The organism is Streptomyces sp. MA5143a (genome assembly GCF_900290235.1).
Classification (GTDB): domain Bacteria; phylum Actinomycetota; class Actinomycetes; order Streptomycetales; family Streptomycetaceae; genus Streptomyces.
Genome location: NZ_OLMK01000043.1, coordinates 38,586 through 63,810, shown reverse-complemented (window position 1 = coordinate 63,810; position 25,225 = coordinate 38,586). Strand labels below are relative to the sequence as shown.

General features: G+C 70.9%; 29 protein-coding genes and 1 tRNA gene. 11 read left to right on the top strand and 19 right to left on the bottom strand.

Translation table 11 applies throughout. The annotated features are described in order from the left end of the window. Position 1 precedes the first annotated feature (1 nt). Positions 2 to 958, bottom strand: coding sequence for a GlxA family transcriptional regulator (locus SMA5143A_RS20225; RefSeq protein WP_107464303.1), 957 nt, complete (start codon positions 956 to 958; stop codon positions 2 to 4). A gap of 143 nt (positions 959 to 1,101) precedes the next feature. Here SMA5143A_RS20225 and SMA5143A_RS20220 point away from each other — a divergent pair, with 143 nt between their 5' ends. Together SMA5143A_RS20220 and SMA5143A_RS20215 are read left to right on the top strand one after the other, a co-directional pair. Then, positions 1,102 to 1,611, top strand: a complete 510-nt coding sequence (locus SMA5143A_RS20220) for a protease (RefSeq protein ID WP_107464302.1) — start codon at positions 1,102 to 1,104, stop codon at positions 1,609 to 1,611. Between the two features lie 59 nt (positions 1,612 to 1,670). After that, a complete protein-coding gene (locus tag SMA5143A_RS20215) occupies positions 1,671 to 2,171 on the top strand; it encodes a levansucrase (protein ID WP_107464301.1) in 501 nt (166 codons plus the stop codon). Positions 2,172 to 2,435: 264 nt separating this feature from the next. On the opposite strand, the gene SMA5143A_RS20210 is transcribed toward SMA5143A_RS20215, so the two are convergent. Both SMA5143A_RS20210 and SMA5143A_RS20205 read right to left on the bottom strand, forming a co-directional pair. Beyond that, a complete protein-coding gene (locus tag SMA5143A_RS20210; RefSeq protein WP_107464300.1) occupies positions 2,436 to 3,899 on the bottom strand; it encodes an MFS transporter in 1,464 nt (487 codons plus the stop codon). A gap of 57 nt (positions 3,900 to 3,956) precedes the next feature. Continuing rightward, positions 3,957 to 5,372, bottom strand: coding sequence for a DUF445 domain-containing protein (locus SMA5143A_RS20205; RefSeq protein WP_107464299.1), 1,416 nt, complete (start codon positions 5,370 to 5,372; stop codon positions 3,957 to 3,959). A gap of 219 nt (positions 5,373 to 5,591) precedes the next feature. Here SMA5143A_RS20205 and SMA5143A_RS20200 point away from each other — a divergent pair, with 219 nt between their 5' ends. Then, positions 5,592 to 6,947, top strand: a complete 1,356-nt coding sequence (locus SMA5143A_RS20200) for an SGNH/GDSL hydrolase family protein (RefSeq protein WP_107464298.1) — start codon at positions 5,592 to 5,594, stop codon at positions 6,945 to 6,947. A 40-nt stretch (positions 6,948 to 6,987) separates the two neighbouring features. Here SMA5143A_RS20200 and SMA5143A_RS20195 read toward each other — a convergent pair whose 3' ends face one another. The 5 genes from SMA5143A_RS20195 to SMA5143A_RS43065 form a co-directional block, all read right to left on the bottom strand. Continuing rightward, positions 6,988 to 7,707, bottom strand: coding sequence for a DUF1707 SHOCT-like domain-containing protein (locus SMA5143A_RS20195; protein ID WP_107464297.1), 720 nt, complete (start codon positions 7,705 to 7,707; stop codon positions 6,988 to 6,990). A gap of 33 nt (positions 7,708 to 7,740) precedes the next feature. Then, positions 7,741 to 8,733: an ABC transporter ATP-binding protein gene (locus tag SMA5143A_RS20190; RefSeq protein WP_055711468.1), complete on the bottom strand. Its 993-nt coding sequence runs from the start codon at positions 8,731 to 8,733 to the stop codon at positions 7,741 to 7,743. 6 nt (positions 8,734 to 8,739) lie between these two features. Further along, a complete protein-coding gene (locus SMA5143A_RS20185; RefSeq protein WP_258193646.1) occupies positions 8,740 to 9,594 on the bottom strand; it encodes an ABC transporter permease in 855 nt (284 codons plus the stop codon). Positions 9,595 to 9,610: 16 nt separating this feature from the next. After that, positions 9,611 to 10,411 carry an ABC transporter permease gene (locus tag SMA5143A_RS20180; RefSeq protein ID WP_107464295.1) on the bottom strand — a complete coding sequence of 267 codons (801 nt, stop codon included), beginning with the start codon at positions 10,409 to 10,411 and terminating at the stop codon, positions 9,611 to 9,613. Between the two features lie 948 nt (positions 10,412 to 11,359). Further along, positions 11,360 to 11,629 carry a hypothetical protein gene (locus SMA5143A_RS43065; RefSeq protein WP_181361941.1) on the bottom strand — a complete coding sequence of 90 codons (270 nt, stop codon included), beginning with the start codon at positions 11,627 to 11,629 and terminating at the stop codon, positions 11,360 to 11,362. Between SMA5143A_RS43065 and SMA5143A_RS20175 the strand changes: the two genes are divergently transcribed. Further along, positions 11,622 to 14,294 (top strand): transglycosylase domain-containing protein, encoded by a 2,673-nt coding sequence (locus SMA5143A_RS20175; protein ID WP_375136524.1) that lies wholly within the window; start codon positions 11,622 to 11,624, stop codon positions 14,292 to 14,294. The genes SMA5143A_RS43065 and SMA5143A_RS20175 overlap by 8 nt on opposite strands. Before the next feature lie 99 nt (positions 14,295 to 14,393). On the opposite strand, the gene SMA5143A_RS20170 is transcribed toward SMA5143A_RS20175, so the two are convergent. Both SMA5143A_RS20170 and SMA5143A_RS20165 read right to left on the bottom strand, forming a co-directional pair. Next, the gene (locus tag SMA5143A_RS20170; RefSeq protein ID WP_055513294.1) at positions 14,394 to 14,696 is read right to left on the bottom strand and encodes a GroES family chaperonin; all 303 of its coding nucleotides are present in this window, start codon (positions 14,694 to 14,696) and stop codon (positions 14,394 to 14,396) included. 62 nt (positions 14,697 to 14,758) lie between these two features. Then, positions 14,759 to 15,088 carry a DUF3618 domain-containing protein gene (locus SMA5143A_RS20165; RefSeq protein WP_107464294.1) on the bottom strand — a complete coding sequence of 110 codons (330 nt, stop codon included), beginning with the start codon at positions 15,086 to 15,088 and terminating at the stop codon, positions 14,759 to 14,761. 96 nt (positions 15,089 to 15,184) lie between these two features. On the opposite strand from SMA5143A_RS20165, the gene bcp reads away from it, so the two are divergent. The 4 genes from bcp (at position 15,185) to SMA5143A_RS20145 (ending at position 17,228) form a co-directional block, all read left to right on the top strand. Then, the gene (gene bcp, locus SMA5143A_RS20160) at positions 15,185 to 15,652 is read left to right on the top strand and encodes a thioredoxin-dependent thiol peroxidase (protein WP_055513298.1); all 468 of its coding nucleotides are present in this window, start codon (positions 15,185 to 15,187) and stop codon (positions 15,650 to 15,652) included. A gap of 171 nt (positions 15,653 to 15,823) precedes the next feature. Beyond that, positions 15,824 to 16,465: an HNH endonuclease signature motif containing protein gene (locus tag SMA5143A_RS20155; protein ID WP_107464293.1), complete on the top strand. Its 642-nt coding sequence runs from the start codon at positions 15,824 to 15,826 to the stop codon at positions 16,463 to 16,465. Beyond that, positions 16,462 to 17,130, top strand: a complete 669-nt coding sequence (locus tag SMA5143A_RS20150; protein WP_107464292.1) for an HNH endonuclease — start codon at positions 16,462 to 16,464, stop codon at positions 17,128 to 17,130. The genes SMA5143A_RS20155 and SMA5143A_RS20150 overlap by 4 nt, the downstream gene beginning before the upstream one ends. Positions 17,131 to 17,155: 25 nt before the next feature. After that, positions 17,156 to 17,228: transfer RNA gene (locus SMA5143A_RS20145), tRNA-Leu, on the top strand. Positions 17,229 to 17,284: 56 nt separating this feature from the next. Here SMA5143A_RS20145 and rdgB read toward each other — a convergent pair. The 4 genes from rdgB to SMA5143A_RS20125 all read right to left on the bottom strand — a co-directional run bounded on the left by rdgB (position 17,285) and on the right by SMA5143A_RS20125 (position 19,607). Then, on the bottom strand, positions 17,285 to 17,887 hold the full coding sequence (rdgB, locus tag SMA5143A_RS20140) for an RdgB/HAM1 family non-canonical purine NTP pyrophosphatase (RefSeq protein ID WP_107464291.1): 603 nt from the start codon (positions 17,885 to 17,887) through the stop codon (positions 17,285 to 17,287). Between the two features lie 76 nt (positions 17,888 to 17,963). Next, positions 17,964 to 18,362 (bottom strand): hypothetical protein, encoded by a 399-nt coding sequence (locus tag SMA5143A_RS20135; RefSeq protein ID WP_107464290.1) that lies wholly within the window; start codon positions 18,360 to 18,362, stop codon positions 17,964 to 17,966. A 169-nt stretch (positions 18,363 to 18,531) separates the two neighbouring features. Then, a complete protein-coding gene (gene rph, locus SMA5143A_RS20130) occupies positions 18,532 to 19,269 on the bottom strand; it encodes a ribonuclease PH (RefSeq protein WP_107464289.1) in 738 nt (245 codons plus the stop codon). 104 nt (positions 19,270 to 19,373) lie between these two features. Beyond that, positions 19,374 to 19,607: a glucose PTS transporter subunit EIIB gene (locus tag SMA5143A_RS20125; RefSeq protein WP_055521371.1), complete on the bottom strand. Its 234-nt coding sequence runs from the start codon at positions 19,605 to 19,607 to the stop codon at positions 19,374 to 19,376. Between SMA5143A_RS20125 and SMA5143A_RS42600 the strand changes: the two genes are divergently transcribed. Then, positions 19,606 to 19,902, top strand: coding sequence for a hypothetical protein (locus SMA5143A_RS42600; RefSeq protein WP_146193921.1), 297 nt, complete (start codon positions 19,606 to 19,608; stop codon positions 19,900 to 19,902). The two genes, SMA5143A_RS20125 and SMA5143A_RS42600, sit on opposite strands and share 2 nt — an antisense overlap. A 153-nt stretch (positions 19,903 to 20,055) precedes the next feature. Continuing rightward, positions 20,056 to 21,333, top strand: coding sequence for a PTS transporter subunit EIIC (locus SMA5143A_RS20120; RefSeq protein WP_107464288.1), 1,278 nt, complete (start codon positions 20,056 to 20,058; stop codon positions 21,331 to 21,333). 83 nt (positions 21,334 to 21,416) lie between these two features. Here the strand turns inward: SMA5143A_RS20120 and SMA5143A_RS20115 are convergent, their stop codons facing one another. Continuing rightward, positions 21,417 to 22,169, bottom strand: coding sequence for an MBL fold metallo-hydrolase (locus SMA5143A_RS20115; protein WP_099964788.1), 753 nt, complete (start codon positions 22,167 to 22,169; stop codon positions 21,417 to 21,419). Positions 22,170 to 22,519: 350 nt separating this feature from the next. Here SMA5143A_RS20115 and SMA5143A_RS20110 point away from each other — a divergent pair, with 350 nt between their 5' ends. Next, positions 22,520 to 23,005 (top strand): type II toxin-antitoxin system PemK/MazF family toxin, encoded by a 486-nt coding sequence (locus SMA5143A_RS20110; RefSeq protein ID WP_107464287.1) that lies wholly within the window; start codon positions 22,520 to 22,522, stop codon positions 23,003 to 23,005. 103 nt (positions 23,006 to 23,108) lie between these two features. On the opposite strand, the gene SMA5143A_RS20105 is transcribed toward SMA5143A_RS20110, so the two are convergent. The 4 genes from SMA5143A_RS20105 to SMA5143A_RS20090 form a co-directional block, all read right to left on the bottom strand. Next, a complete protein-coding gene (locus SMA5143A_RS20105; protein WP_055714573.1) occupies positions 23,109 to 24,059 on the bottom strand; it encodes a PLP-dependent cysteine synthase family protein in 951 nt (316 codons plus the stop codon). Positions 24,060 to 24,075: 16 nt separating this feature from the next. Beyond that, on the bottom strand, positions 24,076 to 24,354 hold the full coding sequence (locus SMA5143A_RS20100) for a MoaD/ThiS family protein (RefSeq protein WP_055516984.1): 279 nt from the start codon (positions 24,352 to 24,354) through the stop codon (positions 24,076 to 24,078). Between the two features lie 116 nt (positions 24,355 to 24,470). Continuing rightward, positions 24,471 to 24,566 carry a putative leader peptide gene (locus SMA5143A_RS44780; RefSeq protein ID WP_309474684.1) on the bottom strand — a complete coding sequence of 32 codons (96 nt, stop codon included), beginning with the start codon at positions 24,564 to 24,566 and terminating at the stop codon, positions 24,471 to 24,473. Positions 24,567 to 24,734: 168 nt separating this feature from the next. After that, on the bottom strand, positions 24,735 to 25,157 hold the full coding sequence (locus SMA5143A_RS20090; protein WP_107464286.1) for a Mov34/MPN/PAD-1 family protein: 423 nt from the start codon (positions 25,155 to 25,157) through the stop codon (positions 24,735 to 24,737). Positions 25,158 to 25,225 lie beyond the last annotated feature (68 nt).

The following is a 25,225-nucleotide window of genomic DNA, read 5'->3' as shown; positions in this document are numbered from 1 at the left end:
GCTACGGCCGCTCCCCCCGGAACGCGCGCCGGTACGCGTACGGGCTGGTACCGACCACCTTCTTGAACCGCTCGCGGAAGGCCGTCGGGGAGCCGAAGCCCGCCTGGCCGGCGATGCGGTCGACCGTGTGGTCGGTGGACTCCAGGAGGTACTGGGCCCGGCGGACCCGCGCCCGGTGCAGCCACTGCGACGGTGTCGTGCCCGTCTGCTCCCGGAAGCGGCGGTTCAGCGTACGGGCGCTGGTGCCGGCGTGGGCGGCGATGTCGTCCAGCGTGAGGTCCCGCTCCACGTTCGCCTCCAGCCAGCGCAGCAGGGGCTCCAGGGTCGCGCCGGCCGGGGCCGCGGGCTGGTCCTGGACGATGAACTGGGCCTGGCCGCCCTCGCGTTCCAACGGCATGACGCACATCCGCGCGGTGAACGCGGCGACCGCCGAACCGTAGTCCTTCCTGATCATGTGCAGACACATGTCCAGCGCCGCGGCGGCGCCCGCCGAGGTCAGGAACTGGCCGTTGTCGACGTAGAGGACGTTCGGGTCGACGGTCACCCTCGGGTGCCGGGCGGCCAGGTCCGGGGCCGCGATCCAGTGGGTCGTGGCGCGCAGCCCGTCCAGCAGGCCCGTCGCCGCGAAGAGGAACGCGCCGACGCACACCGAGGCGATACGCGTCCCGTCGGCCGCCGCCGCGCGCAGCGCCTCCGCCACGCCCGGCGGGAGCGGGCCGGTCGGGTCCGCCGTCCCCGGCAGGATGATCGTGTCGGCCTCCGCCAGCGCTTCCAGCCCATACGGCGCCCGCACGGTGAACGGCCCCGCAGGCACCTCCGCGTCCCCCGTCGGCGAGCACACCCGCACCCGGTACGCCTCCCGGCCGTCCGGCAGCCGGGCCCAGCCGAAGGTGTCGATCGGGGCGGAGAGATCGAACGGGATGACCTGGTCGAGCGCCAGTACGGCCACGGTGTGCATGGCGGGAGGGTAGGGCTCCGCCGGATTCTCGCCAAGCAGAGGCTCACTGCCCCGTTCATCACGGACCCCTGCTGGCGAGAATCCGTTGGGGACTGGCAATCCCGCCACTCCCACCGGCCCGTCGCGCGCCTTAGCGTCCCGGCGTGACCAAGTTGCTGCTCTCCCTCCACGTCCTCGCCGCGATCGTCGCCGTGGGGCCGATCACCGTCGCGGCCAGTATGTTCCCGCCGAGCGCCCGCAAGGCGCTGGCCGAGCCCGGCAGCGAGCGGGCCGTGTCGTCGCTGCGGCTGCTGCACCGGATCTGCCGGGTGTACGGCGGTGTCGGTATCGCGGTGCCCGCGCTCGGTTTCGTCACGGCGATGAGCATGGGGGTGCTCGGCGACGCCTGGCTCATCGCGTCGATGCTGCTGACGGCACTCGCGGCGATGGTGCTGCTGGCGCTGGTGCTGCCGCGGCAGGAGGAGATCCTGGAGGGGGTGGCTGCGGCCGGGCCCGCGACCGGCGACAAGGGCGAGGGTGCCGTCACCGTCGGGTCGGCGGTGAGTGTGAGGACCACGGCGCGACTCGCCATGTTCACCGGTGTGTTCAACCTGCTGTGGGCGACCGTGACGGTGCTGATGATCGTGCGGCCCGGGTCCACGACCGGGGCTTAGCAAAGCCTTGGCCTCACCCCGCCTTTCGCGATCCGGCCAGGGCGGGGCATGATCCGGCCATGCATCCACAGCAGTCCGCCTCGCAGTCCTACCTCGCCTCCCTGGGAGCCCGTCTCGCCGCCGACGAATGCCGTACCTGGTGGGAGGACTGGGCCGGAGTGCCCGTACTCGTCGGGCGGCGGGCCGACTTCAAGTGGCGCTGGATGGGGACGAAGCTCCACCTGTTCACGGTGGCGGCGGCCGTCCCGGAGATAACCATCCCGACCATCGCGACCTTCACGGATCAGGTCCTGGCGTACGCGAAGAAGACGAAGGGTGGGTTGCCGGCCGGGCTGCAGAACGGGGTCGCGGCCTTTCCCCTGCTGGTCAGCGACCGGGTCGATCCGGCGGCCGTGCGGTGGGCGGAGGCCGAGCAGCGCAACAAGTGGGCGTGCATGGCGCGGCCGGTCGTGGTGGACAGTGCGCAGCAGTACGTCGGTACGTATCGGGGGACGCCGGCGATCGGACTGGTGTACTCGTCGTACTTCGAGCGCAAGGCCGCGCGGTACTTCTACGGGTGAGCGGGGGGCGCCTTGTAGCTCGGGGGTGCGCGGTTCGTTGGCGGGCGCGGATGAGTGGGGGTTGTTCGCGCAGTTCCCCGCGCCCCTGAAGGGAACGGGCCTGCGGCCCGCCCTTCAAGAAGCACGGGGCGCAGCCCCGGTCGCTTTTCAGGGGCGCGGGGCGGTGAACACATGCGGCTCCGCCGCGTGGGCGCGAACAACCCCCACCTGCCCGCAGCCACCAACGCACCCGCACCCCCGAGCTCTTAGGCGCCCCCGGCCCCCTCACCCCGCCGCGGACAGCGGCCTCGCGACCTCCTCCAACGACCTCCGCTCCGCCCGCACCGCGAGGAACGCCGCGACCAGCCCCGCCGCGCACATCAGCCCCGCGCCGATCTGGAACGCCAGTACCGTGTCGCCGACGGCGCCGGACTCCGTCAGGTCCGCGAAGACCAGCGGTCCGCTGATGCCGCCCGCCGCCGTGCCGATCGCGTAGAAGAACGCGATGGCCATGGCCCGGGTCTCCATGGGGAAGACCTCGGAGACCGTGAGGTACGCGCTGCTCGCCCCGGCCGACGCGAAGAACAGCACCACGCACCAGCACACCGTGAGCGTGACCGCGTCCAGCGCGCCCCGGTCGAACAGCCAGGCCGTGCCGAAGAGAAGCACACCCGACAGCAGATACGTCGACGAGATCATCACCCGGCGGCCGACCGTGTCGAACAGCTTGCCGAGGAGCAGCGGGCCGAGGAAGTTGCCGGCGGCGATGAACGCGAAGTAGTAGCCGGTGTCGGAGGTGGGGACGTCGTAGAACGTGGTGAGGATCGCGCCGAAGCCGAAGGTGATGGCGTTGTAGAGGAACGCCTGCCCGATGAAGAGGGAGAAGCCGAGGACGGCGCGGCGGCGGTAGCGGGAGAAGACGGTACGGGCGATGGTGCCGAAGCCGATGCTCTTGCGCTGGTGGATCGTCATCTCCTCGGTCGCCGGGGGCAGTCGGCGGCCCTTCTCGGCCTCGACCTGCCCCTCGATGTCCGCCACCAGCTGTTCCGCCTCCTGCTCCCTGCCGTGGATCAGCAGCCAGCGGGGGCTCTCCGGGACGTTGCGGCGGACCAGCAGGATCACCAGGCCGAGCACCACACCGAGCGCGAACGTCAGCCGCCAGCCGACGTTCGCCGCGAAGAGGTCCGTGTTCAGGGCGACGATCGACAGCAGGGAGCCCCCGATCGCGCCGAGCCAGAAGCTGCCGTTGATGACGATGTCGACGCGGCCCCGGTACTTGGACGGGATCAGCTCGTCGATCGCGGAGTTGATGGCCGCGTACTCACCGCCGATGCCGAAGCCGGTGAGGAAGCGGAAGAGGAAGAACCACCAGGAGGAGAAGGAGACGGCCGTCAGCGCGGTGGCGCCGAGATAGACCGCCAGCGTCACCATGAACAGCTTCTTGCGTCCGAAGCGGTCGGTGAGACGGCCGAAGAAGAGGGCGCCCGCGCAGGCGCCCGCCACGTACAGGGCCGCCGCGGTGCCCGTGACCTGCGCGGAGCTGATCGGCAGACCGCTGCCCTGCTCGGAGAGCCGCCCGGCGATGTTCCCGACGACGGTGACCTCCAGGCCGTCGAGGATCCACACCGTGCCGAGTCCGATCACCACCATCCAGTGCCAGCGCGACCAGGGCAGACGGTCCAGGCGCGCGGGTACGGCGGTGGTGACCGTACCGCCCCCCTGCGACGACTTCCGTTCGGTTACGGCCATCTGTGCGGCTCCCTCCTCCTCGAGCGAACCGCGTCCGAGTGCCCGGAGGAGGGAGGACTACGCCCCCAACGCCCTCGACACCGTGTAGATCAGCAGCCCGGCCAGTGAACCCACCACCGTGCCGTTGATGCGGATGAACTGGAGGTCACGGCCGATGTTGGCCTCGATCTTCCTCGTCGTGTGCTCGGGGTCCCACGCCGCGACCGTGTCGGTGATGAGAGAGGTGATCTCCTTGCGGTAGGTGGTGACGACGTGGACGGCGGCGCCCTCGACCCACTTGTCGACCTTGGCCTGCGCCGACGGCTCGGTGGCCATCCGCGTGCCCAGGGACAGCAGTGACGCCCGCACCCGCAGCCGCAGTTCGCTGCGCTCGTCCTCGGCCGCGGACACGACCATGGAGCGTACGGCGGTCCAGGCGGAGGCGATGAGGTCCTGGACCTCGCCCCGGTCGAGCACCTCGCCCTTCAGTCGCTCCACCCGCGCACGGGTGTCGGTGTCGGACTGGAGGTCCCGGGCGAAGTCCGTGAGGAAGCGGTCCAGGGCGCCGCGCGCCGGGTGCGTGGGCGAGTCCCGCATCTCGGAGACGAACCGGAGCAGTTCCTTGTAGACGCGCTCGCCGATCCGCTTGTCGACGAAGCGCGGGGTCCAGCCGGGGGCGCCGCCCTCGACCGCGTCCATGACCTGGTCGTCGTGGAGGATCAACCAGTTCTGGGCGCGGGCGCAGATCAGGTCCACGGCCCGCCGGTGGCCGCCGTCGTTGACGATCCGCTCCAGCATCTTCCCTATGCCGGGCCCGATCTCCTGGCTGCCCGCCCGCCGGGTGACGGCCTCCCCGACCACGGCCTGCACATCGGCGTCGCGCAGCACGGTGAGGGCGCCGCGCATCGCGGTCGCCAACTCCTCGGTCACCCGGTCGGCGTTCTGCGGCTCGGCGAGCCACGCGCCGAGCCGGCTGCCGATGCCGACGGCGCGCAGCCGCTGCCGGACCACATCCTCGGAGAGGAAGTTCTCCCCGACGAACTCACCCAGCGTGACGCCCAGTTGGTCCTTCTTGCGGGGGATGATCGCGGTGTGCGGAATGGGCAGGCCGAGAGGGTGCCGGAACAGGGCGGTCACGGCGAACCAGTCCGCCAGCGCACCCACCATGCCCGCCTCCGCGGCCGCCGCGACATAGCCCGCCCAGGCTCCGGCGCCCTCGTGGGAGGCCCACGTCGCCAGGACGTACACCACCGCCACGAACAGCAGCAGCCCCGCGGCGGTCAGCTTCATCTGCCGGACGCCCCGCTGCTTCTCCTCGTCGGCCGCGCTGAACGCGGTCATCGTGCGATGCGACACACGTGGCTCACCGGATCCGCCGGGCGCGTCCGCCGTGGCCCGCGCTCCCGGCGTGGTGTCCGTCACCTCGCTGTCGGGGCCACCGGGAAGGGAACGCTGTCCCGGGGCGCCGTTCTCTTCCGGTTTCGTACGGTTCATTCACTCCACCCGTTCCTGTCCCCCGTACACATTGTCCCCTTCTCGGTCCCTTGGTGACCTACTGCATGACGTACTCCTGGAACGCGACAGGAGTTCCCCGCGTCTGTCCGGACGGGGGAACCGATGGGGGTTCTCACCGACCGCCCCCATCCCATGCCGCATCATGGGGTGATCACTACGGAGCCTCGGGGCTCCATTGTTCGAGGAGCCACACACCGCATGACCAAGCGTCACGCCGGGGGTGTGGGGGATTCCCCCACAAGGCACGGCGCACTGCTGGCGGCCATGATTGCCCTGATCGTCGCCGTCTCGGCGGCCATATACGTCGGAGTCGGCATCGACGACGGCAGCCGGCGTCAGGAGACCTTCGCCAGCGCGCCGCGCAATCCCGCCGCCCCCGCCTCCACCGGGAACTGGGTGGGCGCCTGGTCGGCGTCGCCGAGCGGAGCCGAGCCGGGCACCGAGACCAACGGCCTCGCCGGCCGCTCCGTGCGCAACGTCGTCCACAGCTCCGCCGCGGGTACGAGTGCCCGCGTCACGCTGTCCAATCTCTACGGCCAGCAGCCGCTGACCGTCACCCACACCTCGCTCGCGGTCGCCGCCACGGTGAACAGCCCGGCGGCAGCGGCCGACACCATGCGCCGGCTCACCTTCGGCGGACGCACGACCGTGGTCATCGCCGCAGGTCAGCAGGTGGTCAGCGACGTCGTACGGATCGCGATCCCGCACGACAGCGACGTACTGATCACCACCTACTCACCCACCCCGTCCGGGCCCACGACCTTCCACGCGCACGCCCGGCAGATCTCGTACACCGCCGAGGGCGACCAGGCGGCGGACGTCACCGGGACGCCGTACACCACGCAGAGCATGCACTGGCGGTACGTCACCGCGCTGGACGTGCTGAGCAGGGAGTCCGCGGGCACCGTCGTGGTCCTCGGCGACTCGCTCACCGACGGCATCACCTCGACCGTCGGTGAGAACCGCCGCTGGACGGACGTCCTCTCCGACCGGCTGCGGGCCGCCGCAGGCTCCTCCGACGTGCCCCGCTACACCGTCGTCAACCAGGGCATCAGCGGCAACCAGGTCCTCGCAGGCGGCCGGGGCCGACCCGCCGACAACCCCAGCGGCCTGTCCCGCTTCCCGCGCGACGTGCTCGGCCGGACCGGCGTCAAGGCCGTCGTCATCGACCTCGGCGTCAACGACATCCTGAAGAACCCCGGCCAGGCCGACCCCGAGACGATCGTCGCCGGCCTGCGCGGACTCGTCGACCAGGCGCACGCGCGCGGTCTGCGGGTCGTCGGCGCCACCCTGATGCCGTTCAGCGGCCACCGCGGCTACACCGACCAGCGCGAGTCCGTACGCCAGGCGATCAACGCCCGCATCCGCTCCGGCAAGGTCTTCGACGCGGTCGTCGACTTCGACAAGGCGCTCCGCGACCCCTACGCCCCCGGCCGGCTGCGCTCCGACTACGACTCGGGCGACCACCTCCACCCGAGTGACAAGGGCTACGAGCGGATGGGTCAGGTCTTCGACCTGAAGGCGCTGAAGGGCGCGGTCCCGGCGGACCTGTAGGGCGGACGGACCGCGAGGGCCACGGGGCGGACGGACCGCCTCAGTGGCCCCGGCCCAGTTCGCGGCGGGCCCGGCGGCGCTCCAGTCGCTCCTGCCGCCGGGCCTCCTTCAGCCGCTGCCGCTCGGCCTTGGGGAGCTTGCGCTCGACGCCGACGCCGCCCCAGAAGGCGAACCCGGTGATGACCACACGAGGGGCGCCGGGCTCGCCCGGTTCGCCCTCCTCACGCTGGTCGAAGCCGCCCATGACACCGATGCCGCGCACGACGACCTCGACGCCGGGCGGCACGATCACATTGATCCCGCCCATGACGGCCACACAGTTGATGGTGACCTCGCGCTCCGCGAAGTACGCGTCCCTCAGGTCCAGTTCACCGCCGCCCCAGAACGCGAAGCAGTCGAACCGCTCGGGCACCGTCCAGCGGCCCTTGCGCTCGAAGCCGGACATCACCGCCACACCCCACGTCGACGAGCCCTGCCCGCCGACGATCCGCTCCGCCCAACCCCCCCTCTCCGCAGGCCCCTTCACCAGGGAGACGGACGGCGGCGCCACCGCCCGGGCACCCGGCAGATCACGGGTGATCGGCGCCAACTCACCATAGGTACGCGCCTGGTAGGTGGCGTCCAGCCGCTCCCCGAACTCCTCCATGTCGAGCCGCCCCTCCGCGAGGGCGTCCCGCAACTGCTCGGCCACCCGTTCACGGTCGGCGTCGGAGGCACGGAGGTCCGCGGCGGCCGGCAGGTCCGGGAGATCGTCCGTCATACGGCTCAGCCTACGAGGAACCCCGGCCCCCGGCTACGAGACCGACTGCCCCGACTCCCCCACCCGCTCCGCCTGCTGCGCGTACATCTGGGCGATCACCGCCTCGATGTCCGGCTCCCGCACCGACAGGTCCACCAGCGGATACTCCGACGCGATCCGCGCCACCAGCGGGGCCGCCGACTCCGACGCCGGGAACGCCAGCCACTGCCGGGGCCCCTCCACCCGTACGACCCGGGCGGGCGCCGCCTCGATCGGGGGCAACTCGCGCTCCAGGTCGACGACGAGGGTCCGCTCGCTCTCCCCCACCTCGTGCAGCCCCGTCAGCGGACCGTCGTACATCAACCGGCCGTGGTCGATGACCATCACCCGCCGGCACAGCTGCTCGATGTCCTGGAGGTCGTGCGTGGTGAGCAGCACGGTCGTGCCGCGCTCGGTGTTGAGGTCCTTCAGGAACGCGCGGACCTTCGCCTTGCTGATGACGTCCAGCCCGATCGTCGGCTCGTCCAGGTACAGCACCTCGGGGTCGTGCAGCAGCGCGGCCGCGATGTCGCCGCGCATGCGCTGCCCGAGGGAGAGCTGCCGCACGGGCACGTCCAACAGGTCACCGAGTTCGAGGAGTTCGACGCAGCGGTCCAGGTTCTCGCGGTACCGGGCGTCGGGGATGCGGTACATGCGGTGCATCAGCCGGTACGAGTCGATGAGCGGCAGATCCCACCACAGGGTGGTCCGCTGCCCGAAGACGACACCGATCCGGCGGGCCAGCCGGGTCCGTTCACGGGACGGGTCGATGCCCGCGACCCGCACCCGGCCGCCGCTCGGCGTCAGGATGCCCGTCAGCATCTTGATGGTGGTGGACTTCCCCGCGCCGTTCGGGCCGATGTAGCCGACCATCTCGCCCCGCGGCACGGTGAAGGAGATCGAGTCCACGGCCCGCACCTCGCGCCGCTCCCGCCGCAGGAACCCGGTCTTCCGCCGGACGTCGAAGACCTTCTCGACCCGGTCGAGTTCGATGAACCGCTCGTCCATGTGTCCCTAACTCCCCGTGCTCCGGTACGAACGCAGCCCCGCCCGCCATGCCGCGCCGGCGAGCGCGCAGCAGGCCGCCGCCACCAGCGGCGGCGCGAACGCCAGCCACTGGGGCACGTCGAGCGGGTAGGGGCGGCCCAGGACGTACAGCCCGGGCAGCCAGTTGACGAAGGCCAGCGGCAGGACGAACGTCACCCCGCGCAGCAGGTCCTTGGCGAAGAGGGCCGGCGGGTACTGCAAAAGCGTGGCACCGCCGTACGTGAAGGCGTTCTGCACCTCGGAGGCGTCCTGCGCGACGAACTGGAAGGCCGCGCCCCCGACGAACACCGCCCCGAAGATGACGCCGCCGCTGACCACCATCATCGGGAGCATCAGCACCTTCAGCGGCGTCCAGGCGATGTCCAGCGTGGCCAGCGCGTAGCCGAGGATGAAGGCGCCCTGGGTGATCCGGCCGAGGCGCCGCAGCGCGAACTTGTCGGCGGCGACCTGCGCGAGCACCGGAGCGGGCCGGACGAGCAGGGTGTCCAGCGTGCCGTCGCGGACCCGGCGCCCGAGCCGGTCCATGGAGCCGATCATCAGGTCGGCGAGACCGAACGCCATCGCGGACGTGCCGTACAGCAGGGCGATCTCGGACAGGGTGAAGCCGCCCAACTCGTCGACCTGGGAGAACATCAGCAGGATCGCGACGAAGTCGAAGGCGGTGGCGGCGAAGTTGCCGAAGGCCGTCATCACGAAGGAGGCGCGGTACGCCATGGTGGAGCGGATCCACATCGCGGCGATCATGCGGTAGGCGCGCAACCCGTCCCGGAGCCGGCTGTACGGGCCGTACGCACCGAACGGCTCCTCCGTGACCCGCGTCACCGGGCGCTCGTCGACGTCAGCCACCCTGGACCACCACCTTCCGTGTCGCCGCCGACTGGATCAGCCGCCCCACCGCCAGCAGCACGACCGCCCAGCCCGCCTGGAACGCGAACGTGCCCCACACGTCGGCCTCGCCCAGCAGCACGTCGGCGGGCGCCTGGAGCAGCGCGGACCACGGCAGGAGGCGGGCGAGGTCGCCGAGGGCGCCGGGGAAGACGTTCAACGGCAGCAGCATGCCGGAGAAGAAGACCCCCGTGAGCCAGGTGATCTGCATCGCTCCGGCGCCGTCGAGGAGCCAGAATGCCCACAGGGCGACGATGTATCGGATCGCGAAGCTCACGAGGGCCCCGAGGGCGACCGCGACGAGGCAGGCGAGCCACGGCAGGGCACTGGACGGCAGCGCGAGATCGAAGAACAGGGCACCGCACAGCATGGGAAGGACACCGCGTCCGAGCAGCTGGAACAAGGCCCGACCCAGGTCCGCGGCGAGCCACCACAACTGGAGGTCGGCGGGCCGGTACAGGTCGACCGCGATGTCACCCGTGCGGATCCGCTCGATGAGCTCCTCCTCGAAGCCGGCGCTTCCCAGCACCATGACCGCGAACATCGCCTGGCCCACCCACACATAGGTGAGCGCCTGCGCCTGGTCGTAGCCACCGAGGTGGGGCTTCTCCTGCCAGAGGGCGATGTAGGTGTATGCGAGGATGAAGCCGAAGACGGTGTTGGTGAACACCCCCGCCGCGGTGGCCACCCGATACGTCGCGTACCGCCTGAAGCCACCGGCGGCGACGGCGGCGTACAACCGCCCAGTGCCCACGAGGAAACTCCCATCCGCTGCGAAGAGTCTGGCGAAAGACCGAGGCCGAGGCCGATCCGGGCCGAAGCGCGAAAGCCTAGTCCGCGGCCGGATCGGTGTGCCAGGCGTTTTCGGGCCGGGCGGTGGTGCTCCCGGGGCGTGCGAGGCGCGTGCCGGTATCCGGGAACGGATCAGCCGGTTCGGGTGTCTTCACTCAGGGGTGCAGAACTTGCCCGGAGCGGGCGCAAAGCGTACGAGGCCGTACGGAAATGAACGTACGACGCGGAAACAGGAGCACGGCAGCACGATGAGCGACGAGCCGCAGCCGAAGCGGAACGGCCCGGGCCGGACACCGGGAGAACCGGAGCGCCGGACCCCGGGCACGCCCCGGAACCCCGCCGAGCCGCGCCCGGGCACGCCCCCGGAGCCCCCGACGACCGGCACCGGGCCCGGCTCGTCCCCCGGCCGTCGGCAGGGCCCGCCCCCGGGCGACGGCCCGGACCGACCCTCGGGGGGACGGCCGAACCAGCCGACCGACGGTGCGGCCGACCGGCCGTCCGGCGGCGAGTCCGGCGGGACGTCCGGCGGACGGCGCGAACCGGGTGCGGTTTCGGGCGGACGGCCGGGTTCGGCCTCAGGTTCCGGCGGACGGCCGGGTTCGGCCTCGGGCTCGGCTTCGGGCGGACGGTCTGGCGCGGCGACCGGCGACGACGGTGCTGCGGCGAGCGGCGACAGGTCCGGCGCGGGCTCGGAGGCTCCGGCCGCCGGCAGGCCCGGTACCGGTACCGGGGGTCGGTCGACCTCCGGGTCCGGCGGCGAGCGTTCGGCGACGACCGGTGCGGCGTCCGGCCGTCCGTCCCCGGCCGCGGGTGACGGGACCGGTCGGCGGACCGGTGGGCCGTCCGGGCCCGCGAAGGGCGGTCCCTCGGGGCGGTCCTCCGACGGGGGCTCCGGTTCGGGGGCCCAGGGTCACGGGGCCGGGCAGCGGGGCGGCACGTCCGGCGGGGGCAAGTCGCTCTCGCCGAGCGCCGGGACGGCGTCCGGTGGTGCGGTCGCGCGGACCTCCGGCGGGGCGGGTGCTCCGGAGAGCGACGCCGAGCTGACCATGCCGCTGAGCGTCACCCGTCCCGAGAAGTCCGGTTCGGCGAGGCCCGGCTCGGCGAAGCCCGGCGGCAAGCCCGGCTCCACGGGCGGCGGCGCGTCGGGCCCGGCGGCGGCCGGTGACGCCGAGATGACCATGACCCTGGGTGTCACGCGCGCGGGCGCGAAGCCCGGCGGCAAGCGGCCCGGCGGCGCGGCGGGCGCGGCCGGGGCGGCGGGCGCGGCCGGGGCGGCGGGCGCGGCCGGGGCGGCGGCAGCCGGTGGCACGGCTTCGGCCGCCGGTGGCACGGCCGCCGCGGCGGCCGGCGGGACGCGTGCCGGTAAGGCCGGTGTCACGAGCGGCCTCGCGGCAGCCGGGGCCACGGCCGGAGTCGCCGGCGCGGCAGGCGCGGGGGCCGGTGGGGGCGCGGCGACCGCCGGCGTTCCCGCTGTCGCACCCGCCGACGTGCCCGATGTCACCCCGGCCGCCGGCGGCGGCAAGGGCAAGAAGCCGAAGCGGCGCAAGCGGACCGGGTGGCGGCGGCTGTTCCCGACCTGGCGCATGGTGCTCGGCAGCTTCGTGATCGTGACCATGCTGATCATCGGCGCCTTCGTGCTGGGCTACAACCTGGTCCACATCCCGAAGCCGCAGGAACTCGCCACCAAGCAGAGCAACGTCTACCTGTACGCGGACGGCACCCAGATCGCCCGCGACGGCCAGGTCAACCGCGAGAACGTCCCCCTGTCGAAGGTCTCCAAGGCCGCCCAGCACGCCGTACTGGCCGCCGAGGACCGCGACTTCTACTCCGAGCCGGCCATCGACCCCAAGGCGATGATCCGCGCCGCCTGGAACACCGCGAGCGGCAAGGGCAAGCAGTCCGGCTCGACGATCACCCAGCAGTACGTGAAGAACTACTACCTGGCCCAGGACCAGACCGTCACCCGCAAGGTGAAGGAGTTCTTCATCGCGATCAAGCTGGACCGCGAGGTCACCAAGGACGAGATCCTCGAGGGCTACCTCAACACCAGCTTCTTCGGCCGCAACGCCTACGGCATCCAGGCCGCCGCCCAGGCGTACTACGGCGTCGACGCCGACGAACTCACCCCCCAGCAGGGCGCCTACCTCGCCGCGCTGGTCAACGCGCCGAGCATGTACGACGTCGTCGCCCACCCGGAGAACAAGGGCGCGGCCGTCGCCCGCTGGAACTACGTCCTCGACGGCATGGTGAAGGAGGGCTGGCTCAAGCAGTCCGAGCGCACCGGCATGAAGTTCGACATGCCGAAGCAGACCACCACGTCCACCGCCTTCTCCGGGCAGCGCGGCTACCTGGTCGAGGCCATCAAGTCGTACCTCGTCGAGCACAAGATCATCGACGAGGAGGCGCTGGAGAACGGCGGTGGCTACCGCATCACCACCACCATCCAGCCCAAGATGCAGGACGCGTTCATCAAGGCCGTCGACGACAACCTGATGGACAAGCTCGACAAGAAGAACCGCAAGGTCGACAACTACGTCCGCGCCGGCGGTGTCTCCATCGACCCGAAGACCGGCAAGGTCATCGCGATGTACGGCGGCATCGACTACCTCAAGCAGTACGTCAACAACGCCACCCGGCGTGACTACCAGGTCGGTTCGACGTTCAAGCCGTTCGTGTTCACCGCGGCCGTGGAGAACAACTCCAACAACCAGTCCGGCCAGGCGATCACCCCGAACACCATCTACGACGGCGCCAGCGAGCGCCCCGTCGTCGGCTGGCCGGGCGAGCAGTACGCCCCGGAGAACGAGGACTACGTCGACTACGGCAACATCACGGTCCGCCAGGCCACCGACAAGTCCGTGAACTCGGTGTACGCGCAGATGGCCGTCGACGTCGGCCCCGCGAAGGTCGAGAAGACCGCGATCGACCTGGGCATCCCGAAGAACACCCCGGACATGAACCCGTACCCGTCGATCGCGCTGGGCACGGCGACCGCGAGCGTGCTCGACATGGCGGAGGCGTACGCCACCCTCGCCAACCACGGCCGGCACGGCACGTACACGATGATCGAGCGGATCACCAAGGACGGCTCGGAGATCAAGCTCCCCTCGACGGACCCCCAGCAGGCCGTCAGCCGTCAGGCCGCCGACACGACCACCTCCGTCCTGCGGAGCGTGGTCCAGGGCGGTACGGCCACCGCCGCGCAGGCGTCCGGCCACCCGGCCGCCGGCAAGACCGGTACGGCCGAGGAGGACAAGGCGGCCTGGTTCGCCGGCTACACCCCGGACCTCGCCACCGTCGTCTCCGTGATGGGCCAGGACCCCAAGACGGGCGTCCACAAGCCGCTGTACGGCGCGATGGGCCTCCAGCGCATCAACGGCGGTGGGGCGCCCACGGAGATCTGGGCGCAGTTCACCAAGACGGCCCTGAAGGGCAAGAAGGTCAAGGACTTCGACCTGGAGCTCCAGGAGGGCGCGGACGTGGTCGTGGTGCCCCCGAGCACCCCGCCGGACGAGCCCGGCGCCACCGGTGACGAGGACGACGGCGGCACCACGGGCGGCGAGGAGACCGCGGGCCAGACGGACGGCGGCACCACGGGCGACCCCACCGACGGGGGCGCCACCACGGGCGGCGACACGACGACGACCGGCGGCGGCGGAGAGACCACCGGCGGCGGACCCACGACCGGGGGCGGGACCGCCGACGGCGGCGCGGCCACCGGTGGCGGAGGCACCGCGGACGGCGGGGCGGCCACCGGTGGCGGGACGGACAGCGGTGGAACGGCCGACGGCGGGGGCGGCGGCGGAGACATCGGAGGCGGGACGACGGAGGGGACGTTCCCCTGACGCCGGGCCGTGAGTGAAGCCGGGAGGGGGCTGGTGACGTGGTCACCAGCCCCCTCCCGTGTGTGGCGGGGTACCCGCCTCGGTGCGCTCCAGGTCGCGCTACAGGTACAGGCCCGTGGAGTCCTCCGAGCCCTCGAACCGGTCCGCGGCCACGGCGTGCAGGTCGCGCTCACGCATCAGCACGTACGCGACGCCCCTGACCTCGACCTCGGCCCGGTCCTCCGGGTCGAAGAGGACACGGTCGCCCGGCTCGACCGTCCGGACGTTCTGCCCGACCGCGACGACCTCGGCCCAGGCGAGCCGCCGGCCGACCGCCGCCGTCGCGGGGATCAGGATGCCGCCGCCCGAACGCCGCTCGCCCTCGGCGGTGTCCTGCCGCACGAGCACCCGGTCGTGCAGCATCCTGATGGGCAACTTGTCGTGTTGGCTCTTCTCGCTCACGCCCCCGAACCTACCTGTCTTCGTCAGCCCCTGCGGCGTCGAGTGCCGAGGGCGAGCAGCCCCACGACACCGACGACGACGAGCGCCACCGGGACGATGCGCTCCAGCCGGGGCGCCCCGTCCTCGTCGACGAGCCGGCCCTTCGCTTCGCTGACCACCCGGTTGACCGAGACGTAGGCCTTGCCGAGGGTGTGGTCGATGTTGGAGACGACCTTCGCCCGGGCGTCACCGACAATGGTCTTCGGGTGCACCCGGACGCCGATCTCGTCGAGCGTCTCCGCGAGGGTGTCGCGGCGGCGCTTGATGTCCGCCTCGATCTCGGCCGGGGTTCTGGTGTCCGAGGTGTCCGCCACCGCGCTGCCTCCCGCTGTCCGTCATTGACTGTTTGCGGACAGTCTGTCAGCTCGACCGAGGACCGCGGCGTCAGGGCCCGCAGTTACGCTGGTCCGATGAGCGAGCGACTCCAGCCCGGGGACGTGGCCCCCGCCTTCACCCTTCCGGACGCCGACGGCAACGAGGTGTCCCTGTCCGACCACAAGGGCCGCAAGGTCATCGTCTACTTCTACCCGGCCGCCCTGACTCCCGGCTGCACGAAGCAGGCCTGCGACTTCACCGACAACCTGGACCTGCTGGCCGGCGCCGGGTACGACGTCATCGGCGTCTCCCCCGACAAGCCGGAGAAGCTGGCCAAGTTCCGTGAGAAGGAGTCCCTGAAGGTCACCCTCGTCGGCGACCCCGACAAGGCGGTCCTGGAGGCGTACGGCGCCTTCGGCGAGAAGAAGCTCTACGGCAAGGTCGTCACGGGCGTCATCCGCTCGACGATCGTCGTCGACGAGGAGGGCAAGGTCGAACGAGCCCTCTACAACGTGAAGGCGACCGGCCACGTAGCAAAGATCATCAAGGACCTGGGCATCTGACCCCACCCCAGGACCGGGGCATCCGATCCGCCCCACCCCACCACCCGCGAACGGCTCGCCCCGGAACACCCCGGCACGAGCCGTTCCGCACATCACCCGCCGTGACCGCCCGCCCAGCGATTCGTTACTCCGTACGAGACCACGAACACGCGGTCGGGACGGAGGGGATCGATGGGGGCCAGTGCGTACCCGAAGGAGCGACTGGAGGAGGCGGCTCGGGGAGCGCAGACCTTGTCAGAGGCATTGGCGAGGCTGGGGGTGGAACCGAGGAGTCCACGGCGGAAGTACATCCGGGAGCGGATGAAGAGACTGGGGGTCGACACGTCGCATTTCGAGCCGGAAGGAGTCCGGTGGACCAAGGAGGTCCTGCAAGCCGCCGTGTCGGCTTCCACGAACATGTGCGACGTTCTCCGGCGTCTCGGTCTTGAGGTCGTCGGTGGGCATCACACGCACATCAGCCGCCGCATCAAGGCGTACGGCATCGACATCTCGCACTTCCAGGTGCCGACCCAGCAAGGCAAGGCACGGCGACCTCGAACGCCAGACGGCCTGCTCGTCGAGCAACAGAGCGGCCATGCTCGACGCATCCCGAGCGAACGGCTCAAGTGGGCGATGACGGCCATGGGCGTACCGGAGCGGTGCGCCATGTGCGGGACGGAGGCGCTGTGGAGAGGGCATCCGCTTCCCCTGGAGGTCGACCACATCGACGGCAACTGGCGTGACAACCGCATCGAAAACCTACGGCTCCTGTGTCCGAACTGCCACTCGACGACGGACACTTACCGGGGACGCGGCAAGGGGCGCGCCTCATGAGCGGCAGCGTGCGGTACACCCGGGAGCGGCTGGCGGAAGCAGCAGCGCAGTGCTCCGACATCGAGGAAGTCATCGCCTTCTTCGGTACTCGGCCATACGGCCAACTGCGCCGCCATCTCTTTCGGCGCTTCGACCACTTCGGGATCGACGTGTCGCACATGCAACGTCCCAGACGGGCCGGGGCAGTGCCCAGCAGGCCGACTGCCGATGAATTGCGCCGTGCGGTCGAGGGCGCGTCCTCCATTGCGGACGCGCTGCGCGCCCTGGGGAGGGAGCCGTACGACACCAGGTCGCGCAAGCAGTTCCGCTACTGGGTGGCCGAGGAGGCTGTCGACACCTCCCACTTCCTGGGACGGGCACATCAACGCGGCGGACCGGGCACCACACCCCGCAGGCACGCCGGAGACATCCTGGTCCAGCACGACGGCATCCGCCGGACGAGAACGCACCTCCTCCGCAGGGCACTCGCAGAGGTGGGCGAACCCCAGGAGTGCGCGGAGTGCGGCATCGGCCCCGAGTGGCTCGGCCAAGCCATGACCTTGGAGGTCGATCACATCAACGGGGACTGGAGCGATGACCGGCGCGAAAACCTTCGGTTGTTGTGCCCCAACTGCCATGCGGTGACGAACACCTGGTGCAGAGGGGGCCGACGGCAGAAGCCGTAGCCCAGTAGAGTAGGCCCCGGCATAGGCGCCCGTACGCCAACGGCCGAGCGGCGATCTTTAGGTGGTCGTGTTTGTCGGTTCGAATCCGACCGGGCGCACAGACAGAACGGGCCCCGCACCTTCAATTCCAAGGTGCGGGGCCTCTTCCGTGTCATCAGCCCAGCAGCTCCCTCACCACCGGTACCAGTGCCCTGAACGCCTTGCCGCGGTGGCTGATCGCGTTCTTTTCGTCGGCGGTCAGTTCGGCGCAGGTGCGGGTGTCGCCCTCCGGCTGGAGGATCGGGTCGTAGCCGAAGCCGTTCGTGCCGGTGGGGGTGTGGCGCAGTACGCCCCTCAGTTGGCCCTCCACGACGCGTTCCGTGCCGTCCGGCAGGGCGAGGGCGGCGGCGCAGGCGAAGTGGGCGCCGCGGTGCTCCTCGGCGATGTCCGAGAGCTGGGCGAGGAGGAGTTCGAGGTTGGCGCGGTCGTCGCCGTGCCGGCCGGCCCAGCGGGCGGAGAAGATGCCGGGGGCGCCGTGGAGGACGTCCACGCAGAGTCCGGAGTCGTCGGCGACGGCCGGGAGACCGGTGGCCCGCGCGAGGGCGTGCGCCTTCAGCAGGGCGTTCTCGGCGAAGGTGACGCCGGTCTCCTTGACGTCGGGGATGTCCGGGTAGGCGTCCGCGCCGACGAGGTCATGGGGCAGACCTGCGTCGGCGAGGATCGCCTTCAGCTCGGTGATCTTTCCGGTGTTGCGGGTGGCGAGGATCAGGCGGGTCATGCCCTCAGTATCCCGGCGCCCCGCCCGTCGTCGGTCACCGGCCGCCCGTCACCGAAGGCGACCGCCGGTGCCGGTTCTACGACGTGCAGACGTTCGTCAGTTCCTTGGCCGCGTCCGTGATTCCGCTGATGTCGGGGGTCGCGTCGCCGTTGTTGACGGACGTCTGGACGTTCTCCACGGCCTTCTGGAGGTCGTCGACGGCCTTGTTGACGTCGGCGTTGTCGGTCTTGTCGCCGATCTCCTTGAGGTTGTCGTCGATGGAGTTGAGCGACTCCTCCAGCTGCGACGGGTCGTTGGACGCGTTCTCGACGGCCTGCTGGAGGTCGGACACGCTGTTGGCGATGGCCTCGGCGGTCTGGACGCAGTCCAGGGCCTTGTTCACGGCGTCGCAGCCGGTGGTGAGGCCGGCGGTCAGCGCGACGGCTGCAACGGCTCCGGCGATGGCGGTCATACGACGTCGGCGGCTCGCGGCCATGGAACGGTCCTCCTACTGGTTGCAGGCCTGACGGCCTCCGGGGGTGGTGCGGGTACGGCTTGCGCCGGTGTGGCCGGGCGCACGGTGGTGTGCCGTGCGCCCGTACTCCTAGGGACGCCGCCGGGTGCGCCGTGGTTGCGACCGACGGCCGGTCTTCTTGGGGTGCCCTTTACCTTTCGAGGACCGTGTCGAGCGCCTTGACCTGGAGGGCGGCCAGGTCGGTGCAGCCGGCGACGGCCAGGTCCAGCAGGGCGTTGAGCTCGTCGCGGGCGAAGGGCTCGGCCTCGGCGGTGCCCTGGACCTCGACGAAGCGGCCGTCGCCGGTGCAGACGACGTTCATGTCGGTGTCCGCCCTGACGTCTTCCTCGTAGCAGAGGTCGAGCAGCGGGACGCCACCGACGATGCCCACGGAGACGGCGCTGACGGTGCCGGTCAGCGGCCGGCGGCCGGCCTTGACGAGCTTCCTGCGCTGGGCCCAGGCGACGGCGTCGGCCAGCGCCACGTACGCGCCGGTGATCGCCGCCGTACGCGTGCCGCCGTCGGCCTGGAGCACGTCGCAGTCGAGGACGATGGTGTTCTCGCCGAGCGCCTTGTAGTCGATGACGGCGCGCAGGGAGCGGCCGATGAGGCGGGAGATCTCGTGGGTACGGCCGCCGATCTTGCCGCGTACGGACTCGCGGTCGCCGCGGGTGTTGGTGGAGCGGGGGAGCATGGAGTACTCGGCGGTGACCCAGCCCTCGCCGCTGCCCTTGCGCCAGCGCGGGACGCCTTCGGCGACGGAGGCGGTGCAGAAGACCTTGGTGTCGCCGAAGGAGATGAGGACGGAGCCCTCGGCGTGCTTGCTCCAGCCGCGTTCGATGGTGACAGGGCGGAGCTGTTCGGGCGTGCGGCCGTCGATTCGAGACATGGCGACGAGCCTAGCCGCAGTGACGGAAGGGGCCGCTCCCGCATGCGGAGGGCCCCTGCGCGTGGGCTGACGGGGACCGGTGCGGGTCCCGGATCAGCGGTGGATCACATCATGTCCTCGATCTCCGCGGCGATCGGGTCGGCGTCGGTGCCGATGACGACCTGCACGGCGGTGCCCATCTTGACGACGCCGTGGGCGCCGGCGGCCTTGAGGGCGGCCTCGTCCACGAGGGAGGGGTCGTTGACCTCGGTGCGCAGCCGGGTGATGCAGCCCTCGATCTCGTCGATGTTGTCGAGGCCGCCGAGCCCGGCGACGATCTTCTCAGCCTTACTGGCCATGGCGATTCTCCCTGATATACCTGATCTGATCCGCTTTGCCGTGCGGGATCGTTCGCGACTGGTCTACACCACCGAACGGGTCCCCGCCAAGCGGACGACGGCGGACAACGGCGCGGCGAAGGCCGCCCGACGCCTGGATGAAGGTCCGACGAAGGCCGGACGAAGGCCGGACGAAGGCCGGACGAAGGCCGGACGAAGGCCGGACGAAGGCCGGACGAAGGCCGGACGAAGGCCGGACGAAGGCCGGACGAAGGCCGGACGAAGGCCGGACGAAGGCCGGACGAAGGCCGCGTGACATCACGAAGGCGTAAAACGGGAATCGCGGGTTCCTAGGCCCACCCCCAGCGTGCTACAACAGGTCTACACCACTCACTGGTGTAGACCTCTCCCGTGCTGCCCTCCCCCACACTCCCGTCCCTGGGCGGCGCCCTGCCTACTGGAGGAAGTTGTGACCACGGCCAGCGCCGCTCCCGCGGCCGCAGACAACAAGGGCCCGACCTGGGGCTCCCGCACCATGGCTGTGCTACAGCGCATCGGCCGCAGCCTGATGCTGCCGGTCGCCGTCCTGCCGGCCGCCGCGCTGCTCGTGCGGCTCGGCAACACGGACATGCTGGGCAGCGAGTCGCTCCCCGGCTTCATCACCAAGTTCGCGAGCTTCATGGCGGCCGGCGGCGGCGCCATCCTCGACAACATGCCGCTGCTGTTCGCCGTCGGTATCGCGATCGGCTTCGCCAAGAAGTCGGACGGCTCGACCGCGCTCGCCGCGGTCGTCGGCTACCTCGTCTTCCAGAAGGTCCTCGGCACGTTCACCGACCCCAACCTCCCCCAGGTGGCCACCGCCGTCGACGGCAAGGTCGTGATGGTGGACAAGGCGGTCAACGCCGGTGTCCTCGGCGGTGTGGTGATGGGTCTGGTCGTCGCCCTGCTCTATCAGCGCTTCCACCGGACCAAGCTGGCCGACTGGGCCGGCTTCTTCGGCGGCCGTCGCCTGGTGCCCATCCTGTCCGCCTTCGCGGGACTGTTCATCGGCATCGTGTTCGGCTACATCTGGCCGGTCCTCGGCGCGGGTCTGCACCACTTCGGTGAGTGGCTGGTCGGTTCGGGCGCCGTCGGCGCGGGCATCTTCGGTGTCGCCAACCGCGCGCTGATCCCGGTCGGCATGCACCACCTGCTCAACTCCTTCCCGTGGCTGCAGGCCGGTTCGTACGAGGGCAAGAGCGGTGACATCGCGCGCTTCCTCGCCGGTGACCCGACCGCCGGGCAGTTCATGACCGGCTTCTTCCCGATCATGATGTTCGGTCTGCCGGCCGTCTGTCTCGCGATCTACCACACGGCCCGCCCCGAGCGCCGCAAGGTCGTCGGCGGCATGATGTTCGGCCTCGCGCTGACCTCGTTCCTCACCGGTGTCACCGAGCCGATCGAGTTCACGTTCATGTTCATCGCCCCGGTCCTGTACGCCATCCACGCCGTGCTCACCGGTGTCTCCATGGCCCTGACCTGGGCACTCGGGATGAAGGACGGCTTCGGCTTCTCGGCCGGCGCGTTCGACTTCGCCCTCAACCTCGGCATCGCCACCAAGCCCTGGGCCCTGCTCCTGTTGGGCCTGTGCTTCGGCGTCGTCTACTACGTGGTCTTCCGGTTCGCGATCATCCGCTTCAACCTGCCGACGCCCGGCCGGGAGTCCGACGAGGAGCTGGCCGAGCTCCAGAAGGCGGAGGCCAAGTGACGGCGGCCGGATAACGGCTGCACGGAAGGGCCCCCGGGGATCATCGCGATCCTCCGGGGGCCTTCTCGTGCGTACGTGCGGTGTCAGATCTCGTACGACGTCCGGGGCACGGCCAGCTCCACGGGGCCGTCGTACACGGCGCGGGCGTCGTCGAGGTTGACCCGGGGGTCCGTCCACGGCGGGATGTGGGTGAGCACGAGGCGGCGGGCGCCGGCGCGGGCCGCCGTCTCACCGGCCTCGCGGCCGTTGAGGTGCAGGTCCGGGATGTTCTCCTTGCCGTGGGTGAACGCGGCCTCGCACAGGAAGAGATCGGCGTCGCGGGCCAGTTCGTCCAGGGTGTCGGTGACACCGGTGTCCCCGGAGTACGTCAGGATCCGCCCGTCGTGTTCGATGCGGATGCCGTAGGCCTCCACGGGGTGGGCGACCCGTTCGGTGTGGACGGTGAAGGGGCCGATGTCGAAGGTGCTCGGCTTGACCGTGTGGAAGTCGAAGACCTCGCTCATGGAGGAGGCGGACGGGGTGTCGGCGTACGCCGTGGTCAGGCGCTGCTCGGTGCCCTCGGGGCCGTAGACCGGGATGGGGTCGCAGCGGCCGCCGTCGTGCCGGTAGTAGCGTGCGACGAAGTACGCGCACATGTCGATGCAGTGGTCGGCGTGCAGATGGCTGAGAAAGATCGCGTCGAGGTCGTAGAGACCGCAGTGGCGCTGCAACTCGCCGAGGGCACCATTGCCCATGTCGAGAAGCAGCCGGAAGCCGTCGGCCTCTACGAGGTAGCTCGAACAGGCCGATTCCGCGGAGGGGAACGACCCCGAGCAGCCGACGACGGTGAGCTTCATGAGAGCTGGAACCTCCGCGCTGGCGTGAAGTCGTGACAGTCGTGTTGGTCGGTCGTGTCTGTCGGTCGTGACGTACGAACGGGTCGCGCCGACCACGTTTTGCAGTCAGCGGGCTTGCGAAGAACGGTCGGGGGTGCAACGAGTGGTGCGGTCCGTCGAGCGTAAGGCGCAAAAGGACGGGTCGCTCCTCCGCCAGGGGCCGTTGTGGGCGAACTCACCTGTGGTGTCACCGGTTCGGCTGGTGGTAGGGCCGTTGGGCCGCGCGTGAGCCGGGGTGAGGGGGCGCCGAGGGGCGCGGGGGCGTGCGACAGGGCGGGCGTCGGCGGGGGTGCGCCGGTACGGTCGTCCCCATGGACATGTCCTGGTGGTTGGCGCTCGCGGCGGTGGCGGCGCTCGCGCTCGTCGCGACGCTGGTCGACGGGTGGGGCCGGTCGCGCCGGCCGGGTCGGCGGACGAGCGGTCCGAGGGGGCGTACACGTCCGCCCGGACGGCCGGGTGACCGGGCCGGCGCGCGGGCGGGGCTGCCGCGGCCGCGCCCGTCGGAGATCTGGTGGGCGAGCGTGCCCCTCGAGGACGGGCCCGGGGGCAAGGACCGGCCCTGTCTGGTGCTGGCGGTGCGGGGGGACCGGGCCCGGGTCGTCAAGATCACCAGCAAGTACCACGACGCCCGGGTCGGGGTGATCCCGCTGCCCCCGGGTGCCGTCGGCGACGCGCGGGGCCGCCCCAGCTACCTGGAGACGGAGGAGCTGAGGGACGTACCGGTACGGGACTTCCGCCGGAAGGCGGGGGTGGTGGACCCGGCCCTGTGGGACCAGGTACGGCATCTTTCCGGCTGACGCGCCGGTCGCTTTTCAGGGGCGCGGGGAACTGCGCGAGCAACCACGAACCACCCGCACCCGCCGACGAACCCGCACCCCCCACCCCACTGGGCGCCCGGCGCTAAGCCCAGAGCTGCCCCTGCAACGTCTCGATGGCCTCCTCCGTCGTCGCCGCCGTGTAGACGCCCGTCGACAGGTACTTCCACCCTCCGTCGGCCACCACGAACACGATGTCCGCGGTCTCCCCCGCCTTCACCGCCTTCCGGCCGACCCCGATCGCCGCGTGCAGCGCCGCTCCCGTGGAGACGCCGGCGAAGATGCCCTCCTGCTGGAGCAGCTCACGCGTGCGGGTCACCGCGTCGGCGGAGCCGACGGAGAAACGGGTGGTGAGGACGGACGCGTCGTACAGCTCCGGCACGAACCCCTCGTCGAGGTTGCGCAGGCCGTAGACGAGGTCGTCGTAGCGCGGCTCGGCGGCGACGATCTTGACGTCCGGCTTGTGCTCGCGCAGGTAGCGGCCCACGCCCATCAGCGTGCCCGTGGTGCCGAGGCCCGCGACGAAGTGGGTGACGGAGGGGAGGTCGGCGAGGATCTCCGGCCCCGTCGTGGCGTAGTGCGCGCCCGCGTTGTCGGGGTTGCCGTACTGGTAGAGCATCACCCAGTCGGGGTGCTCGGCGGAGAGCTCCTTGGCGACGCGTACGGCCGTGTTGGAGCCGCCCGCCGCCGGGGAGGAGATGATCTCCGCGCCCCACATGGCGAGCAGGTCACGCCGTTCCTGGGAGGTGTTCTCGGGCATGACGCAGACGATGCGGTAGCCCTTGAGCTTGGCCGCCATGGCCAGGGAGATGCCCGTGTTGCCCGAGGTGGGCTCCAGGATCGTGCAGCCCGGGGTCAGGCGGCCGTCCTTCTCCGCCTGTTCGATCATGTGCAGGGCGGGGCGGTCCTTGACCGAGCCGGTGGGGTTGCGGTCCTCCAGCTTGGCCCAGATCCGGACGTCCTCGGACGGCGAGAGCCGCGGCAGGCGCACCAGAGGGGTGTTGCCCACCGCGGCCAGCGGGGAGTCGTAGCGCATGGGTGGTCAGCGGGCCTCAGGCCATGCCGCCGGCCACGGCCGGCAGGATCGTCACGTTGTCGCCGTCGGAGAGCTTGGTGTTGATGCCCTCCAGGAAGCGCACGTCCTCGTCGTTGAGGTAGACGTTGACGAAGCGGCGCAGCTCACCGCCGTCCACGATGCGGGCCTGGATGCCCGTGTGGCGGGTCTCGAGGTCGGCGAACAGGTCGGCGAGGGTGGTGCCTGCTCCCTCCACCGCCTTCTGACCGTCGGTGTACTGGCGGAGGATGGTGGGGATGCGGACCTCGATGGCCATGGGGTGCGGCTCCTGTCGGGAGTAGTCAGGTCGATTGGGCGCGCGGCAGCGCGGAGTGCGGGGTCACACGGGTGAGGGCGCCGCGGCTCACGGCCGTACGGCGGCAGGGGTCGGCGTCAACAGATGGCGCTGGCAAGCCTGCACAGGTCGACGTGCAGCCGCGCCACGAGCAGTGCGCCCGGCGTCTTCTCGCTCACGTCGTCAAGAACCATGGGCTCATCGTATCGATTCCCGGTCCGGGTCCCGGAAGGCGATCCCACATGCCGGACGAATTCGGGCCGGTGAGTGAGACCGCACAGCTCAGCCGGACCGGCGCGACCCCTGCCGAGCCGACCCGGGCGCGGCTGGATCGTCCGTGGGGATTTGGAGACCGAAGGTTTTCAGTACGCCTCCACGATCTGGACTTCCTCCTCCGTCACCTCGCCCTCGACGATGCGGTACGAGCGGAACTGGAAGTCGCCGAGCCCGTCGGTGTCCGCGGTGGAGACGAGGACGTAGTGGGCGCCCGGCTCGCCCGCGTAGGAGATGTCGGTGCGGGAGGGGTAGGCCTCGGTCGCCGTGTGGGAGTGGTAGATGACCACCGGCTCCTCGTCGCGGTCGTCCATCTCGCGGTAGAGCTTGAGCAGGTCGCCCGAGTCGAACTCGTAGAACGTGGGCGACATGGCCGCGTTCAGCATCGGGATGAAGCGCTCGGGGCGGTCCGATCCGGCCGGGCCCGCGACGACGCCGCACGCCTCGTCCGGGTGGTCCTTGCGCGCGTGGGCGACGATCTGGTCGACGAGGGCCTGGGTGATGGTCAGCATGCTCGTCAGGATAAGCAGAGGGCCGCCGCGTACCGAAGGCTGGTACGCGGCGGCCCACATGCCGGGCG